Source organism: Novosphingobium aquiterrae (assembly GCF_042434435.1).
Taxonomy (GTDB): domain Bacteria; phylum Pseudomonadota; class Alphaproteobacteria; order Sphingomonadales; family Sphingomonadaceae; genus Novosphingobium; species Novosphingobium aquiterrae.
The window spans coordinates 136,253-150,398 of the sequence record NZ_JBHLTL010000001.1 but is presented as its reverse complement, the minus strand read 5'-3'; the positions used below and the strand labels follow the sequence as shown (position 1 = coordinate 150,398).

21 protein-coding genes are annotated in these 14,146 nt (G+C 60.2%); all 21 read left to right on the top strand.

Going from position 1 to position 14,146, the window contains the following annotated elements:
* The first annotated feature begins 63 nt into the window (after positions 1-63).
* Positions 64-1,620, top strand: coding sequence for an anti-phage dCTP deaminase (locus tag ACFFF7_RS00795; protein WP_379479463.1), 1,557 nt, complete (start codon positions 64-66; stop codon positions 1,618-1,620).
* A gap of 18 nt (positions 1,621-1,638) precedes the next feature.
* A complete protein-coding gene (locus tag ACFFF7_RS00790; protein WP_379479462.1) occupies positions 1,639-1,863 on the top strand; it encodes a hypothetical protein in 225 nt (74 codons plus the stop codon).
* A 314-nt stretch (positions 1,864-2,177) separates the two neighbouring features.
* Positions 2,178-2,546: a hypothetical protein gene (locus ACFFF7_RS00785; RefSeq protein ID WP_379479461.1), complete on the top strand. Its 369-nt coding sequence runs from the start codon at positions 2,178-2,180 to the stop codon at positions 2,544-2,546.
* A gap of 294 nt (positions 2,547-2,840) precedes the next feature.
* Positions 2,841-3,212: a 30S ribosomal protein S12 gene (gene rpsL / locus ACFFF7_RS00780; RefSeq protein WP_379479460.1), complete on the top strand. Its 372-nt coding sequence runs from the start codon at positions 2,841-2,843 to the stop codon at positions 3,210-3,212.
* A 147-nt stretch (positions 3,213-3,359) separates the two neighbouring features.
* On the top strand, positions 3,360-3,830 hold the full coding sequence (gene rpsG, locus ACFFF7_RS00775) for a 30S ribosomal protein S7 (RefSeq protein ID WP_379479459.1): 471 nt from the start codon (positions 3,360-3,362) through the stop codon (positions 3,828-3,830).
* A gap of 84 nt (positions 3,831-3,914) precedes the next feature.
* Positions 3,915-5,987: an elongation factor G gene (fusA, locus tag ACFFF7_RS00770; RefSeq protein ID WP_379479458.1), complete on the top strand. Its 2,073-nt coding sequence runs from the start codon at positions 3,915-3,917 to the stop codon at positions 5,985-5,987.
* A 91-nt stretch (positions 5,988-6,078) separates the two neighbouring features.
* Positions 6,079-7,269 carry an elongation factor Tu gene (tuf, locus tag ACFFF7_RS00765; protein ID WP_379479457.1) on the top strand — a complete coding sequence of 397 codons (1,191 nt, stop codon included), beginning with the start codon at positions 6,079-6,081 and terminating at the stop codon, positions 7,267-7,269.
* 100 nt (positions 7,270-7,369) lie between these two features.
* A complete protein-coding gene (rpsJ, locus tag ACFFF7_RS00760; RefSeq protein WP_264416587.1) occupies positions 7,370-7,681 on the top strand; it encodes a 30S ribosomal protein S10 in 312 nt (103 codons plus the stop codon).
* A gap of 248 nt (positions 7,682-7,929) precedes the next feature.
* The gene (rplC, locus tag ACFFF7_RS00755) at positions 7,930-8,688 is read left to right on the top strand and encodes a 50S ribosomal protein L3 (RefSeq protein WP_379479456.1); all 759 of its coding nucleotides are present in this window, start codon (positions 7,930-7,932) and stop codon (positions 8,686-8,688) included.
* A gap of 3 nt (positions 8,689-8,691) precedes the next feature.
* Positions 8,692-9,318 (top strand): 50S ribosomal protein L4, encoded by a 627-nt coding sequence (rplD, locus tag ACFFF7_RS00750; protein WP_379479455.1) that lies wholly within the window; start codon positions 8,692-8,694, stop codon positions 9,316-9,318.
* A complete protein-coding gene (locus tag ACFFF7_RS00745) occupies positions 9,311-9,616 on the top strand; it encodes a 50S ribosomal protein L23 (protein ID WP_379479454.1) in 306 nt (101 codons plus the stop codon). Before rplD ends, ACFFF7_RS00745 begins: the two co-directional genes overlap by 8 nt.
* An 8-nt stretch (positions 9,617-9,624) precedes the next feature.
* Positions 9,625-10,461: a 50S ribosomal protein L2 gene (rplB, locus tag ACFFF7_RS00740; protein WP_379479453.1), complete on the top strand. Its 837-nt coding sequence runs from the start codon at positions 9,625-9,627 to the stop codon at positions 10,459-10,461.
* A gap of 6 nt (positions 10,462-10,467) precedes the next feature.
* Positions 10,468-10,746 carry a 30S ribosomal protein S19 gene (gene rpsS, locus ACFFF7_RS00735; protein ID WP_379479452.1) on the top strand — a complete coding sequence of 93 codons (279 nt, stop codon included), beginning with the start codon at positions 10,468-10,470 and terminating at the stop codon, positions 10,744-10,746.
* Positions 10,746-11,132: a 50S ribosomal protein L22 gene (gene rplV / locus ACFFF7_RS00730; RefSeq protein ID WP_379479451.1), complete on the top strand. Its 387-nt coding sequence runs from the start codon at positions 10,746-10,748 to the stop codon at positions 11,130-11,132. Before rpsS ends, rplV begins: the two co-directional genes overlap by 1 nt.
* A 1-nt stretch (position 11,133) precedes the next feature.
* The gene (gene rpsC, locus ACFFF7_RS00725; protein ID WP_379479450.1) at positions 11,134-11,844 is read left to right on the top strand and encodes a 30S ribosomal protein S3; all 711 of its coding nucleotides are present in this window, start codon (positions 11,134-11,136) and stop codon (positions 11,842-11,844) included.
* 2 nt (positions 11,845-11,846) lie between these two features.
* The gene (gene rplP, locus ACFFF7_RS00720; protein ID WP_379479449.1) at positions 11,847-12,281 is read left to right on the top strand and encodes a 50S ribosomal protein L16; all 435 of its coding nucleotides are present in this window, start codon (positions 11,847-11,849) and stop codon (positions 12,279-12,281) included.
* On the top strand, positions 12,281-12,520 hold the full coding sequence (gene rpmC / locus ACFFF7_RS00715; RefSeq protein ID WP_379479448.1) for a 50S ribosomal protein L29: 240 nt from the start codon (positions 12,281-12,283) through the stop codon (positions 12,518-12,520). The genes rplP and rpmC overlap by 1 nt, the downstream gene beginning before the upstream one ends.
* An 11-nt stretch (positions 12,521-12,531) precedes the next feature.
* Positions 12,532-12,801, top strand: a complete 270-nt coding sequence (gene rpsQ / locus ACFFF7_RS00710) for a 30S ribosomal protein S17 (RefSeq protein ID WP_100866242.1) — start codon at positions 12,532-12,534, stop codon at positions 12,799-12,801.
* Positions 12,802-12,858: 57 nt separating this feature from the next.
* Positions 12,859-13,227: a 50S ribosomal protein L14 gene (gene rplN, locus ACFFF7_RS00705; RefSeq protein WP_100866241.1), complete on the top strand. Its 369-nt coding sequence runs from the start codon at positions 12,859-12,861 to the stop codon at positions 13,225-13,227.
* Positions 13,227-13,550 carry a 50S ribosomal protein L24 gene (rplX, locus tag ACFFF7_RS00700; protein WP_379479447.1) on the top strand — a complete coding sequence of 108 codons (324 nt, stop codon included), beginning with the start codon at positions 13,227-13,229 and terminating at the stop codon, positions 13,548-13,550. Before rplN ends, rplX begins: the two co-directional genes overlap by 1 nt.
* Entirely contained in the window at positions 13,543-14,136 is a 594-nt protein-coding gene (gene rplE / locus ACFFF7_RS00695) for a 50S ribosomal protein L5 (RefSeq protein WP_379479446.1), read from the top strand. Before rplX ends, rplE begins: the two co-directional genes overlap by 8 nt.
* The last annotated feature ends 10 nt before the right edge of the window (positions 14,137-14,146 follow it).

Sequence of the window (14,146 nt, the reverse complement as noted above, 5' to 3'; positions counted from 1 at the left end):
GGCTATCCCAGATTGAAATTATAGTATTAAAGGCCTTGGAGCTAAAATTTGCGAGGTAGTCCAATGGCAACTCAACCCAAGAAGGCGGCTAACGATGAAAACAGAGCCGGGGTTGCGAAGGAGATACTAGAGCGGCTGTCCAATGAGCTCGTATTTGCGCTTGTCGGTCCGCTCGGATCCGGCGTGTCGATGGCGGCTGAGCTTATTCGAGAGAAGCTTACTGGCCCATATCAATACGAATGCCCTCCGATTCTGAAGCCAAGTGATGTAATCCGTGAAAAGGCTCCTTTGATCGGCGCGATGGCGCCAAAGCCACAAAATAGCGTATCATATGTAAGTAATATGCAAGATCTCGGTAACGAATTAAGAAGTAAGTATGGAAACAACTACCTAATAGAGAAAACAATAGAAAAGATGTATATCTTTCGTAAGGACAAAGGTGGATATGAGGGAGACGTAGAGCTTCCCGGTAGGCGAGCTTATATTATTGATTCAATTAAGCATAAAGATGAACTTGATTTGCTTAGATCAATATATGGCGATTCTCTTTGTGTAATAGGTGTATTTGCGCCCGATCAAATTAGAAATAAGAGACTTCAAGATCTCGGTTTTCCTGAGGAAGAACGAGTGAAGGTGATGGATCGTGATCAGGGCGAAGTACTAACTTTCGGTCAAGACACTCGAAATGTATTTGTCGAAGCTGATTTTTTTATATGCAATGACCGAAGAGAGATGGACGTTAGTGAGGCACTCGATCGCTTTCTTGAGTTAATATTCGATATATCGGTTAGAACCCCAACATTGCGCGAGTCAACGATGTATGAAGCTGAGTCTGCCTCGGCTAAATCAGCCTGCATGTCCCGACAGGTGGGCGCATCTATTGTTTCTTCTAATGGGGAACTTATTGCCATTGGTTGGAATGATGTTCCAAAGTTTGGTGGAGGGCTCTACAATGAAGACGACCGACGATCTTTAGATATGCAGTCAAAAGATTTCGTTGATAGAGATTTTAGATGCCACAACTGGGCTGGTGGGGTATGTCATAATGATCAGAATAAAGAGAGAATAATTAAGCAAGTAGTCGAGAATGTTGCTAAAATCGAAGGTGCTGATATCGAGAAAAAACTGGCGATTGAAGAAGCAGTTGCAAAATCTGATGTAAAATCATTGATAGAATTTTCGCGATCAATACATGCTGAAATGGAGGCAATATTATCTGTTGCTCGTGAGGGGAAGCACTCGCTGGTCGGAGCTACTCTTTTTACTAACACATATCCATGTCATAATTGTGCACGCCATATTGTTGCGGCCGGAATAAAGGAAGTGGTATATATAAAACCATACAAAAAGAGCTTAGCCTTGAGGTTGCACTATGATGCAATAACTGAAATACCGGATGAGGGGGGGAAAGTATTGTTTAGGCAGTATGATGGTGTGGCGCCTTCTATATATTTCAAAATTTTCCTGACACCAAAAGATCGAAAGGACGGAGGCAAAATAGTAAGACGAAATAGGTGGGAGGCAGTTCCAGTCTTTCGGGTGCCGCTGGATGCCAAGAGGGATTATGAAGATAAGGTTATTGCAGACCTCGCCCAAAAGGAGCAGGTCGAAGGGGGTTGATTCGATAAGGGGTTGGAGATGGCGAAGCCGAAAAATGAAAATTCGCAGTTTCTCTTAAATTTTTCAGGAAGTTACCTCGAATCGTCTAATGCTGCCGATAGAAGGCCTGCTGCTTACAACGGTGGGCAAAATAGGGTGCGGAGTTTCGTCGATCAGCGGACCATCGACGCGCGTCAAGAAGCCTTGCGACGAGTTAAGGCTAATGGAATTTTTGAGGTTCCAAAGGATGATGGTGGTTCTTAACCTCACTGCTAAGTTCTAATCCAGTTGCCAATGCTTCCGGGTCATTCCGGATTCCGCTGAACATCGCCGGTGCGTCGTGTTTTTGCCCAGTTTTCCGTCATAGTAACCCGGTCTTGTCAGTTGGGTGAAGCATTTCATATTCAGCCGCTACATTTTTCAACGAAGTGCCCACCCCCATTCATCCCCCGCTCACCTCCCCGCATTACCCTGCCTGCCATCAAAGCCGGCCCGGCGGGTCTGGCTGAGGCTGGTGGGGGGCTCGGTCCCGGCAGGTCTGCCGTCGCGCGGTGACGCAATGCGATGGAGAGACGACGATGAAACGATCCCTGATGGTGGGCGGCCTGGCGCTCGCGGTGCTGCCGCTGGCGGGCTGCTATGACGATTACGGCTATGGCTATGGCTACAGCCGGCCCCACAGCTATTCCAACTATTCTTACCCGCGCAGCTATGGCTGGTATGATGGCTATTACGGCTCGGTCTATGACGGCTATTGGGGCAGCGGCGGGACCTATTACTATCGCACCCACGACCGCGACCGCTGGCGCCGCGACGACGGGCGGCACTTCCGCCGCGGCGACCGGCCGGGCGGGAACTGGCAGCGCTGGGACCACGACGACCGCGGCGATCGGGACCGCGGCCGCCACGGCGGGCGGGGCCGGGGGCACGACCGCGACGACGATTGAGCGGGCGGGGCGGCGCAGTCCCGCTTGACCGAATCCAACATTGCCCCTAATGGCCCGCGCTTCCGGACCTGTTCCGGATTGAGCTGAACATTGCCGGTGCGTCGGGTCCCAGGATATCTAGGGCCCGGTTATCCGTCAAAGTAACCCGGTCTTTTCAGTCGGGTGGAGCGTTTCAGACTCGCGCCCTGGGGCCTGCGGCTCCCGCCTTTCGCGGGAATGCACGGTGCTCCCCCCGCGCGATTCGGTTGCCCTTCGCCTTGCCGATCCGGCCATACCTAAGGTGAAGAGCACTTCATGCCTACGATCAACCAGCTGGTCCGCAAGGGCCGCGTTCCGCAGAAGACCAAGTCGAAGGTCCCTGCGATGGAGCAGAACCCGCAGAAGCGCGGCGTTTGCACCCGCGTTTACACGACGACCCCGAAGAAGCCGAACTCGGCGTTGCGCAAGGTCGCCAAGATCCGCCTGACCAATCAGCGCGAAGTCATTTCGTACATCCCGGGCGAAGGCCACAACCTGCAGGAACACAGCGTCGTGCTGATCCGCGGCGGGCGTGTGCGCGATCTTCCCGGCGTGCGTTATCACGTGCTGCGCGGCGTGCTGGATACCCAGGGCGTCAAGGATCGCAAGAAGAGCCGCTCGAAGTACGGCGCCAAGCGTCCGAAGTAAGTTTCATTGGTTTGGTGCGCCTTTGGCATCCGCCAAAGGCTTGCATCGCCAGCCCGCTCCCCCTGCCCGACCACCCATAGGGTACTATCGTCGGGTGGCCGGGCAGGGGGAGCGGGCTGGAGATGCACTCCGAAGGAGTTAGCGAAAATGTCACGTCGTCGTCGTCCCGAGAAGCGGGAAATCCTGCCCGATCCCAAGTTCAAGGATCAGGTGCTGTCGAAGTTCATGAACAACCTCATGCTCGACGGGAAGAAGTCGGTTGCCGAAAGCATCGTTTACGGTGCGATGGAGACCATGGAAACGCGCGCCAAGAGCGATCCGATCCAGCTGTTCCACGATGCCCTGAACAACGTGAAGCCGCAGATCGAAGTGCGTTCGCGCCGCGTCGGTGGTGCGACCTATCAGGTCCCGGTCGAGGTCCGTCCGGAACGCGCCCAGGCGCTGGCGATCCGCTGGCTGATCACCGCCGCGCGCAACCGCAGCGAAACCACGATGTCGGCGCGGCTTTCGGCCGAGCTGCTCGACGCCGCCAACAACCGCGGCAACGCGGTGAAGAAGCGCGAAGACACGCACCGCATGGCCGACGCCAACCGCGCGTTCTCGCACTACCGCTGGTAAGGCGTCTTTCGGCTGTCACAATCGTAACTATATGGGCGGGGAGGCCCTAGCGGCTCCCCTTCCAGACCCACTAAGGAACCCGACATGGCCCGCAGCCATCCGCTCAAGATGTACCGCAACATCGGTATCATGGCGCACATCGACGCCGGCAAGACCACCACGACCGAGCGCATCCTCTATTACACCGGCAAGTCCTACAAGATCGGCGAAGTCCACGACGGCGCCGCCACCATGGACTGGATGGAGCAGGAGCAGGAGCGCGGGATCACGATCACCTCGGCCGCGACCACCTGCTTCTGGAACGACCACCGGATCAACATCATCGACACCCCGGGCCACGTCGACTTCACCATCGAAGTCGAACGCTCGCTGCGCGTGCTCGACGGCGCGGTGGCCTGCTTTGACGGCGTCGCCGGGGTTGAGCCCCAGTCGGAAACCGTGTGGCGCCAGGCCGACAAGTACGGCGTTCCGCGGATGTGCTTCATCAACAAGCTCGACCGCACCGGCGCCAACTTCAAGTACTGCGTGCAGTCGATCATCGACCGCCTCGGTGCGCGTCCTGCCGTGCTCTACATCCCGATCGGTCTCGAAGCCGACCTCAAGGGTCTGGTCGATCTGGTCCACAACCGCGCGATCATCTGGAAGGATGAATCGCTTGGCGCCGAATTCTTCTATGAAGACATTCCCGCCGATCTTGCCGACGAAGCCGCGCAGTACCGCATGGAACTGATCGAAATGGCGGTCGAGCAGGACGACGATGCGATGGAAGCCTATCTCGACGGCACCGAACCGAGCGTCGACGTGCTCAAGGCGTGCATCCGCAAGGGCACGCTCAATCAGTCGTTCGTTCCGGTGTGCTGCGGCTCGGCCTTCAAGAACAAGGGCGTCCAGCCGCTGCTCGACGCCGTGGTCGACTACCTGCCTTCGCCGCTCGACATTCCTGACGTCCAGGGCGTCAAGATGGACAGCGACGAAAAGGACAGCCGTCCGCCGACCGACGATGCGCCGTTCAGCGCGCTGGCCTTCAAGGTGATGAACGATCCGTTCGTCGGCTCGCTCACCTTCATCCGCATCTATTCGGGGACGCTGGTCAAGGGCACCTACCTGAACTCGGTCAAGGACAAGAAGGAAAAGGTCGGCCGCATGCTCGAAATGCATGCCAATGACCGCAAGGACGTTGATGAAGCCTTCGCTGGCGACATCATCGCGCTGGCCGGCATGAAGGAAACCACCACGGGCGACACGCTCTGCGCCGAACGGTCGCCGATCGTGCTGGAACGCATGGAATTCCCCGAGCCGGTGATCGAACTGTCGGTGGAACCCAAGACCAAGGCCGACCAGGAAAAGATGGGCGTCGCGCTCAACCGCCTGTCGGCCGAGGATCCCTCGTTCCGCGTTTCGACCGATCACGAATCGGGCCAGACGATCATCAAGGGCATGGGCGAACTGCACCTCGACATCATCGTCGACCGCATGCGCCGCGAGTTCAAGGTCGAAGCCAACGTCGGCGCGCCGCAGGTGGCTTACCGCGAATACCTCGCGAAGCCGGTGGATATCGATTACACCCACAAGAAGCAGTCCGGCGGTACCGGTCAGTTCGGCCGCGTGAAGGTCAAGGTCACGCCGGGCGAGCGCGGTTCGGGCTTTGTCTTCAAGGACGAAATCAAGGGCGGTAACATTCCCAAGGAATATATCCCCGCGATCGAAAAGGGCTTCCGCGAAACCGCTGAGACCGGCAGCCTTATCGGCTTCCCGATCATCGACTTCGAAGTCCTGCTTTACGACGGTGCGTACCACGATGTCGACTCGTCGGCCCTGGCCTTCGAAATCGCCGGACGCGGTGCCATGCGTGAAGTCGCCCAGAAGGCCGGCATCAAACTGCTCGAGCCGATCATGAAGGTCGAAGTCGTCACCCCCGAGGAATACCTTGGCGACGTCATCGGCGACATGAACAGCCGCCGCGGCCAGATCCAGGGCACCGACACCCGCGGCAATGCCCAGGCGGTCGAGGCCATGGTCCCGCTGGCCAACATGTTCGGCTACGTGAACCAGCTGCGCTCGTTCACCCAGGGCCGGGCCAACTACTCGATGTTTTTCTCCCATTACGACGAGGTCCCGGCAAACGTCGCGACCGAGATCAAGGAGAAGCTTGCCTAATAGGCGAGATGAGACTAGGGGCGGCGCCTGATTCAGCGGGCGCCGTCCAAACGCCGCAGATTCAATTCAAAGCGAAAGAAGGTTTGAGACAATGGCTAAGGCTAAATTCGAGCGGAACAAGCCGCACTGCAACATCGGCACCATCGGTCACGTTGACCATGGCAAGACCACGCTGACCGCCGCGATCACCAAGGTGATGGCTGAAATCAACGGCGGAACCGCAGTTGACTTTGCCAACATCGACAAGGCTCCCGAAGAGCGCGAGCGTGGTATCACCATCTCGACCGCTCACGTTGAGTACGAGACCGCTGCGCGTCACTATGCGCACGTCGATTGCCCGGGCCACGCTGACTATGTGAAGAACATGATCACCGGTGCGGCACAGATGGACGGCGCCATCCTGGTGGTGAACGCTGCCGACGGTCCGATGCCGCAGACTCGCGAGCACATCCTGCTCGCCCGTCAGGTCGGCGTTCCGGCGCTGGTCGTCTACATGAACAAGGTCGATCAGGTCGACGACGCCGAAATCCTCGAACTCGTCGAGCTCGAAATCCGCGAACTGCTGAGCTATTACGGCTTTGACGGCGACGCGATCCCCGTGATCCCGGGTTCGGCCCTGGCCGCGCTCGAAGGCCGCGACGAAGCCATCGGCAAGCAATCGATCGTTGCCCTGATGAACGCTGTCGACACCGCGATCCCGCAGCCGCCGCGCCCGACCGACAAGCCCTTCCTGATGCCCGTCGAAGACGTGTTCTCGATCTCGGGCCGTGGTACGGTTGTGACCGGCCGCGTCGAAACCGGTATCATCAAGGTCGGTGAAGAAGTCGAAGTGATCGGCCTCAAGGACACCCAGAAGACCGTCGTCACCGGCGTCGAAATGTTCCGCAAGCTGCTCGATCAGGGTGAAGCCGGCGACAACATCGGCGCGCTGGTCCGTGGTCTGAAGCGTGAAGACGTCGAGCGTGGCCAGGTTCTGGCCAAGCCCGGTTCGGTCACGCCGCACACCGAATTCAGCGCCGAAGTCTACGTGCTGTCGAAGGACGAGGGTGGCCGTCACACGCCGTTCTTCGCCAACTACCGCCCGCAGTTCTACTTCCGCACCACCGACGTGACCGGTGAAGTCGTGCTGCCGGAAGGCACCGAAATGGTCATGCCGGGCGACAACGTTGCCCTCTCGGTCAAGCTGATCGCACCGATCGCGATGGATGAAGGTCTGCGCTTCGCAATTCGCGAAGGTGGCCGCACCGTCGGTTCGGGGGTTGTCAGCAAGATCACGAAGTAATATAGGCCCGCATCCGCCGGGGGATTCGTTCCCCCGGCGGTCGGTTTTTTCTGAGGGGTTCGCGCCCCTCTTTGCTCTTTCTCATCGGTAGCAGGAAACAATGGAAGCTCAGAATATCCGCATTCGCCTGAAGGCATTCGATCACCGTGTGCTTGACCAGGCGACCGGCGAAATCGCGGACACCGCCCGCCGTACCGGCGCGCTGATCCGGGGCCCCATTCCTCTTCCGACGAGAATTGAAAAATTCACCGTGAACCGCGGACCGCACATCGACAAGAAGTCGCGTGAGCAGTTCGAGGTACGCACCTACAAGCGGCTGCTCGACATCGTGCAGCCCAACGCCACCACTGTGGACGCGCTGATGAAGCTCGACCTGGCGGCTGGCGTAAATGTCGAGATCAAGCTGGCGTAAGCCGCTCTCGACGACCAGTTTCGAACCTTCGGGTTCACATCCTTCCGGCCTCGGCCGGTTCCGCGAGAACCTTCTCGCGCGGACACAAGGGATACCTCCGGTCAACTGACCGGGCATGCGTCCCCCGTCTCGCTTCCGGCCGGTTTCGGCCAGCCAGGGAGCATCCAGCCCGGACGGGGCTCGTATCACAATTCGGGCTGGACACGCCTGTGGGGATGGTCCCTGCAGGCCTCTGTAGGAGACTGATCATGCGCACAGGCGTGATCGCCAAGAAGGTGGGGATGACCCGCCTGTTCCAGGAGGACGGTCGGCACGTGCCGGTTACCGTTCTGGCGCTGGAAGATTGCCAGGTGGTCTCGGTTCGCACCGCTGATCGCGACGGTTATGTCGCGGTCCAGCTGGGCGCCGGGGCGGCCAAGCAGAAGAATGTTGCCAAGCCGCAGCGTGAACACTTTGCCAAGGCCGAAGTTTCGCTGAAGCAGCGCGTTGCGGAATTCCGCGTCGCTGACGATGCGCTGCTCGAAGTCGGCACCACCATCGCCGCCTCGCACTTCGTGCCGGGCCAGATGGTCGATGTTGCCGGTCACACCCAGGGCAAGGGCTTTGCCGGCGGTATGAAGCGCTGGGGCTTCGGCGGTATGCGCGCCACCCACGGCGTTTCGATCAGCCACCGTGCGCTCGGTTCGACCGGTAACCGCCAGGATCCGGGCAGGGTCTTCAAGAACAAGAAGATGGCCGGTCACATGGGCGATCGTCAGCGCACCCAGCAGAACCTCGAAGTGGTTCGCGTTGATGACGAACGCGGGCTGATCTTCGTCAAGGGTTCGGTCCCGGGCGCCAAAAACAGCTGGCTGACCATCAAGGACAGCGTCAAGGAAGCCCGTCACGCCGAAGCGCCCTATCCGGCCGGGCTGAAGCAGGCCGCCAACAGCAACATCGCCGCTCCCGCTGAAACCCCCGCCGAGGTGGTTGATGCGCCGGAAGCCGGCGAAGGCCAGGAGGGCTAAATCGTGAAGGTCAAGCTTTCCAATCTCGATGGTAGCGCCGGCAAGGGCGACGTCGAACTGAATGACGATGTGTTCGGTCTTGAACCGCGCGCCGACATTCTGCACCGCGTCGTCACCTGGCAGCTCGAGAACCGCCGCGGCATCGCCCGCGCCACCCGTGAACGCTCGGAAGTGTCGCGCACCGGCAAGAAGTTCGGCCGCCAGAAGGGTGGCGGTACCGCCCGTCACGGCGATCGTGCGGCACCGGTGTTCATCGGCGGCGGCAAGGCCCACGGCGCGCGTCGCCGTGAGTTCGACGTCTCGTTGAACAAGAAGGTGCGTGCGCTGGGTCTGAAGATGGCCCTGTCGAGCAAGGCCAAGACCGGCCTGATCGTGGTCGACACCCTTGACGTCAAGGACGCCAAGACCAAGGCCGTTGCCGCGCAGCTCGCCAAGGCGAACTGGGGCCGCAAGGTGCTGGTCATCGATGGTGAGGCGGTCAACGCCGAATTCGCCCGGGCCGCCCGCAACCTGGTCGGGGTCAACGTGCTCCCGGCCGTGGGTGCCAACGTCTACGACATCCTGAAGCATGACACGCTGGTGCTGACGCGCGCTGCGGTCGAAAAGCTGGAGGCGCGTTTCAATGGCTAAGGACGCAATCGACACGCGTCACTACGACGTGATCGTGGCTCCCCACATCACCGAGAAGGCGACGCTCGCCAGCGAATTCAACGCCGTGGTCTTCAAGGTGGCGGAAAGTGCCACCAAGCCGCAGATCAAGGCAGCGGTCGAAGCCCTGTTCGGGGTCAAGGTGCTCAGCGTGAACACCCTGACCCAGAAGGGCAAGACCAAGCGGTGGAAGGGCAAGCCCTATCGCCGTTCGGACGTCAAGAAGGCTGTCGTACGCCTGGCTGAAGGCCAGTCGATCGACATCACCAGCGGGATCTGAGGCGCACCATGGCACTCAAGAACTATAACCCGACCAGCCCGGCCCGCCGCGGCCTGATCCTGGTCGACAAGTCGGCGCTGTGGAAGGGCAAGCCGGTCAAGGCGCTTACCGAAGGCAAGCGCAAGACCGGTGGCCGTAACAACAAGGGCCACGTGACCTCGCGCGGGATCGCCGGCGGTCACAAGCAGAAGTATCGGTTCATCGACTTCAAGCGTCGCAAGTGGGATGCCCCTGCGACGGTCGAGCGTCTGGAATACGATCCCAACCGCACCGCCTTCATCGCGCTGGTCAGCTATGCCGATGGCGAGCAGGCCTATATCCTGGCGCCGCAACGTCTGGCCGTTGGCGACACCGTCGTCGCCGGTGAGAAGACCGACGTGAAGCCGGGCAATGCCATGCTGCTGTCGACCATGCCGGTCGGCACCATCTGCCACAACGTGGAGATGAAGCCGGGCAAGGGCGGTCAGATCGCCCGTTCGGCCGGGACCTATGTCCAGGTCGTCGGTCGTGACCGCGGGATGGTGATCGTTCGCCTCAACTCGGGCGAGCAGCGCTACCTGCGCGGCGATTGCATGGGCACGGTTGGCGCGGTTTCAAACCCCGACAACTCGAACCAGAACCTGGCCAAGGCTGGTCGCAACCGCTGGAAGGGCATCCGCCCGCTGACCCGCGGCGTCGCCAAGAACCCGGTCGACCACCCGCATGGTGGTGGTGAAGGCCGGACTTCGGGCGGTCGCCATCCGGTTACGCCGTGGGGCAAGCCGACCAAGGGCGCCCGCACCCGCAACAACAAGCAGACGGACAAGCTGATTATCCGTTCGCGTCACGCCAAGAAGAAGAGGTAAGCCATCATGGCACGTTCCGTCTGGAAAGGCCCCTTCGTCGAACTGAGCCTGCTCAAGAAGGCAGAAGCCGCGCAGGATCAGGGGACCCGCGCCGGCCCGATCAAGACCTGGTCGCGTCGTTCGACGATCCTGCCGCAGTTCGTTGGCCTGACGTTCAACGTCTACAACGGCCACAAGTTCATCCCCGTTGCGGTGAACGAAGACATGGTCGGCCACAAGCTGGGTGAATTTGCGCCGACGCGCAGCTTCCCCGGTCACGCCGCCGACAAGAAGGGCAAGCGCTAATGGGCAAGGAAAAATCTCCGCGCCGCGTTGCTGACAACGAAGCACTGTCGGTTGGCACCACGATCCGTGGTTCGGCCCAGAAGCTCAACCTGGTTGCTGCGCTGATCCGCGGCCGCAAGGTCGAAGACGCGATGAACATCCTCGCTTTCTCGAAGCGGGCGATGGCCGTTGACGCACGCAAGGTGCTCGCCTCGGCGATCGCCAATGCCGAAAACAACCACAACCTCGACGTCGATGCGCTGGTTGTGGCCGAAGCGAGTGTCGGCAAGTCGATCACCATGAAGCGTTTCCACACCCGCGGTCGCGGCAAGTCGACCCGGATCCTCAAGCCGATCAGCCGGCTGCGGATCGTGGTGCGCGAACAAGCTGAAGCTGGGGAGGCCTGAGATGGGTCACAAGAGCAATCCGATCGGCCTGCGCCTCCAGATCAACCGTACCTGGGACAGCCGCTGGTACGCCGAAGGCAAGGGCTATGCGAAGCTGCTTGAGGAAGACCTCAAGATGCGCAAGTTCATTGTCGAGACGCTGCCTCAGGCTGCGATCAGCAAGGTCGTGATCGAACGTCCGGCCAAGCTGTGCCGCGTGTCGATCTATGCCGCCCGCCCCGGCGTCATCATCGGCAAGAAGGGCGCGGACATCGAAAAGCTGCGTTCGCAGCTGGCCAAGATGACCGACAGCGACGTCAAGCTGAACATCGTTGAAATCCGCAAGCCGGAAGTCGACGCCAAGCTGGTCGCCCAGGGCATCGCAGATCAGCTGATCCGCCGCGTTGCCTTCCGCCGTGCAATGAAGCGCGCGATGCAGTCGGCCATGCGCCTGGGTGCCGAAGGCATCAAGGTGGTGTGCGGCGGCCGTCTCGGCGGCGCTGAAATTGCCCGCGTCGAACAGTATCGCGAAGGCCGTGTGCCGCTGCACACCCTGCGCGCCAACATCGACTATGCCGAAGCCGAAGCGCTGACCACCTATGGCATCATCGGCATCAAGGTGTGGGTGTTCAAGGGTGAAATCCTTGGTCACGACCCGATGGCGCAGGACCGCCTGATGATGGAAGCCCAGACTTCCGGCGTGCGTCCGGCACGTGAAGATCGCAGGAACTAATCATGCTGCAACCCAAAAAGCATAAATTCCGCAAGCAGTTCAAGGGCCGGATCAAGGGTGAAGCCAAGGGCGGCACCGATCTGAACTTCGGTTCCTACGGACTCAAGGCGCTTGAGCCGGAGCGGATCACCGCGCGCCAGATCGAAGCGGCTCGCCGTGCGATCACGCGCCACATCAAGCGTCAGGGACGTCTGTGGATCCGCGTGTTCCCCGACGTGCCGGTCTCGAAGAAGCCGGCCGAAGTCCGTCAGGGCAAGGGCAAGGGTTCGGTCGAATACTGGGCTGCCCGCGTCAAGCCGGGCCGCATCCTGTTCGAACTCGACGGCGTTGCCGGCCCGCTGGCCGCCGAGGCATTCAGCCGCGCGGCGATGAAGCTGCCGATCAAGACCAAGGTCGTTGCCCGTCTGGGCGACACCACCCACCTGGGAGGCGAATAATGGCCAAGAAACCAGCCAAGGTGCAGACCGGTGGATCGAACAAGGTCGCCGATATGCGGACCAAGAGCGATGACCAGCTGACCGGTGATCTGGGCGAGCTGAAGCGCGAGGCTTTCAACCTGCGCTTCCAGGCCGCGACCAACCAGCTTGAGCGCCCGGCGCGCATCAAGGAAGTCCGCCGCGACATCGCCCGCATCAAAACGCTGCAGACCGAGCGCGCGCGCTCGGCAGCGAAGTAAGGAGTTAGGCGATGCCTAAGCGAATCCTGATCGGGACCGTTGTTTCCGACAAGACCGACAAGACCGTGGTCGTGAAGGTCGAACGCAAGGTGAAGCACCCGCTGTACGGGAAGATCATCCGTCGTTCGAAGAAGTATCACGCGCACGATGAGGACAACGCCTTCAAGACCGGCGAAACCGTCCGCATCGAGGAAACCCGCCCGATGTCGAAGCTCAAGACCTGGAAGGTCATCGAGCGCGTCACCGCCGGGAAGACCGCCGCGGTCGAAGCCGACGTTTAAACCGTTTTTGGAACTGCCGGACTGGTTCCGGCAAGCCAGTGAGAAGGAACCGGATCAATGATCCAGATGCAATCCCAGCTTGACGTCGCTGACAACAGCGGTGCCAAGCGCGTCCAGTGCATCAAGGTGCTGGGCGGATCGAAGCGCCGGACTGCCGGCGTGGGCGACATCATCGTCGTCTCGGTCAAGGAAGCGCAGCCGCGCACCAAGGTGAAGAAGGGCGACGTGCACCGTGCCGTCATCGTTCGCACCAAGAAGGAAGTGCGCCGCACCGACGGTTCGGTGATCCGCTTCGACAGCAACGCGGCTGTACTGATCAACAAGAACGCCGAGCCGATCGGCACGCGTATCTTTGGCCCCGTGGTCCGTGAGCTGCGTGGCCGCGGCTACATGAAGATCATCAGCCTTGCTCCGGAGGTGCTGTAATGGCCGCCGCTAAGATCAAGAAGGGCGACTCCGTCGTCGTACGTTCGGGCAAGGACAAGGGCCGCACCGGCACTGTCCTTCAGGTTCTGCCCAAGGATGGCAAGGTCGTGGTTGCCGGCGTCAATGTCGCCGCGCGTCACCGCAAGCCGAGCCAGACCAACCCGCAGGGCGGGATCGACCGCCGCGAAGCGCCGATGGCGATCAGCAAGGTCGGCCTGGCCGATCCCAAGACCGGCAAGGCGACCCGCGTGCGTTTCGAAACCGGCAAGGACGGCACCAAGGTTCGCGTCGCCGTCAAGTCTGGAGAAAAGATCGATGGCTAAGCAGGATACAGCCAAGTACACGCCGCGTCTGCGCGCGAAGTACGACGCCGAAATCGCCAAGGCGATGACCGAAAAGTTCGGCTACAAGAACGCCCTCGAAGTCCCCAAGATCGAGAAGATCACGATCAACATGGGCGTCGGCGAAGGCAGCCAGGACAAGAAGAAGGTCACGACTGCCGCGGCCGAAATGGAACTGATTGCCGGTCAGAAGCCGGTTATCACCAAGGCCAAGAAGTCGATCGCGCAGTTCAAGCTGCGCGAAGGCATGCCGATCGGTTGCAAGGTCACCCTGCGCCGCGAACGCATGTACGAATTTCTCGATCGCCTGATCACCGTTGCCATGCCCCGCATCCGCGACTTCCGCGGGCTCAACCCCAAGTCGTTCGATGGGCGCGGCAACTATGCGATGGGGCTGAAGGAGCAGATCATCTTCCCAGAGATCAGCTACGACCAGATCGAGAAGGTGCGTGGGATGGATATCATCGTCACCACCACTGCCAAGACCGACGACGAGGCCCGCGAACTGCTGCGCCTGTTCGGTTTCCCGTTCCCGCTGGATGCTGCTGCCCAGCAGCAGGCCGCGTGATTTCGTTTTG

What these genes read in the sequence shown, in the direction of transcription:
- ACFFF7_RS00795 (WP_379479463.1), top strand. Translation starts at nt 64, where the DNA reads ATGGCAACTCAACCCAAGAAGGCGGCTAACGATGAAAACAGAGCCGGG.
- ACFFF7_RS00790 (WP_379479462.1), top strand. Translation starts at nt 1,639, where the DNA reads ATGGCGAAGCCGAAAAATGAAAATTCGCAGTTTCTCTTAAATTTTTCA.
- ACFFF7_RS00785 (WP_379479461.1), top strand. Translation starts at nt 2,178, where the DNA reads ATGAAACGATCCCTGATGGTGGGCGGCCTGGCGCTCGCGGTGCTGCCG.
- rpsL (WP_379479460.1), top strand. Translation starts at nt 2,841, where the DNA reads ATGCCTACGATCAACCAGCTGGTCCGCAAGGGCCGCGTTCCGCAGAAG.
- rpsG (WP_379479459.1), top strand. Translation starts at nt 3,360, where the DNA reads ATGTCACGTCGTCGTCGTCCCGAGAAGCGGGAAATCCTGCCCGATCCC.
- fusA (WP_379479458.1), top strand. Translation starts at nt 3,915, where the DNA reads ATGGCCCGCAGCCATCCGCTCAAGATGTACCGCAACATCGGTATCATG.
- tuf (WP_379479457.1), top strand. Translation starts at nt 6,079, where the DNA reads ATGGCTAAGGCTAAATTCGAGCGGAACAAGCCGCACTGCAACATCGGC.
- rpsJ (WP_264416587.1), top strand. Translation starts at nt 7,370, where the DNA reads ATGGAAGCTCAGAATATCCGCATTCGCCTGAAGGCATTCGATCACCGT.
- rplC (WP_379479456.1), top strand. Translation starts at nt 7,930, where the DNA reads ATGCGCACAGGCGTGATCGCCAAGAAGGTGGGGATGACCCGCCTGTTC.
- ACFFF7_RS00745 (WP_379479454.1), top strand. Translation starts at nt 9,311, where the DNA reads ATGGCTAAGGACGCAATCGACACGCGTCACTACGACGTGATCGTGGCT.
- rplB (WP_379479453.1), top strand. Translation starts at nt 9,625, where the DNA reads ATGGCACTCAAGAACTATAACCCGACCAGCCCGGCCCGCCGCGGCCTG.
- rpsS (WP_379479452.1), top strand. Translation starts at nt 10,468, where the DNA reads ATGGCACGTTCCGTCTGGAAAGGCCCCTTCGTCGAACTGAGCCTGCTC.
- rplV (WP_379479451.1), top strand. Translation starts at nt 10,746, where the DNA reads ATGGGCAAGGAAAAATCTCCGCGCCGCGTTGCTGACAACGAAGCACTG.
- rpsC (WP_379479450.1), top strand. Translation starts at nt 11,134, where the DNA reads ATGGGTCACAAGAGCAATCCGATCGGCCTGCGCCTCCAGATCAACCGT.
- rplP (WP_379479449.1), top strand. Translation starts at nt 11,847, where the DNA reads ATGCTGCAACCCAAAAAGCATAAATTCCGCAAGCAGTTCAAGGGCCGG.
- rpmC (WP_379479448.1), top strand. Translation starts at nt 12,281, where the DNA reads ATGGCCAAGAAACCAGCCAAGGTGCAGACCGGTGGATCGAACAAGGTC.
- rpsQ (WP_100866242.1), top strand. Translation starts at nt 12,532, where the DNA reads ATGCCTAAGCGAATCCTGATCGGGACCGTTGTTTCCGACAAGACCGAC.
- rplN (WP_100866241.1), top strand. Translation starts at nt 12,859, where the DNA reads ATGATCCAGATGCAATCCCAGCTTGACGTCGCTGACAACAGCGGTGCC.
- rplX (WP_379479447.1), top strand. Translation starts at nt 13,227, where the DNA reads ATGGCCGCCGCTAAGATCAAGAAGGGCGACTCCGTCGTCGTACGTTCG.
- rplE (WP_379479446.1), top strand. Translation starts at nt 13,543, where the DNA reads ATGGCTAAGCAGGATACAGCCAAGTACACGCCGCGTCTGCGCGCGAAG.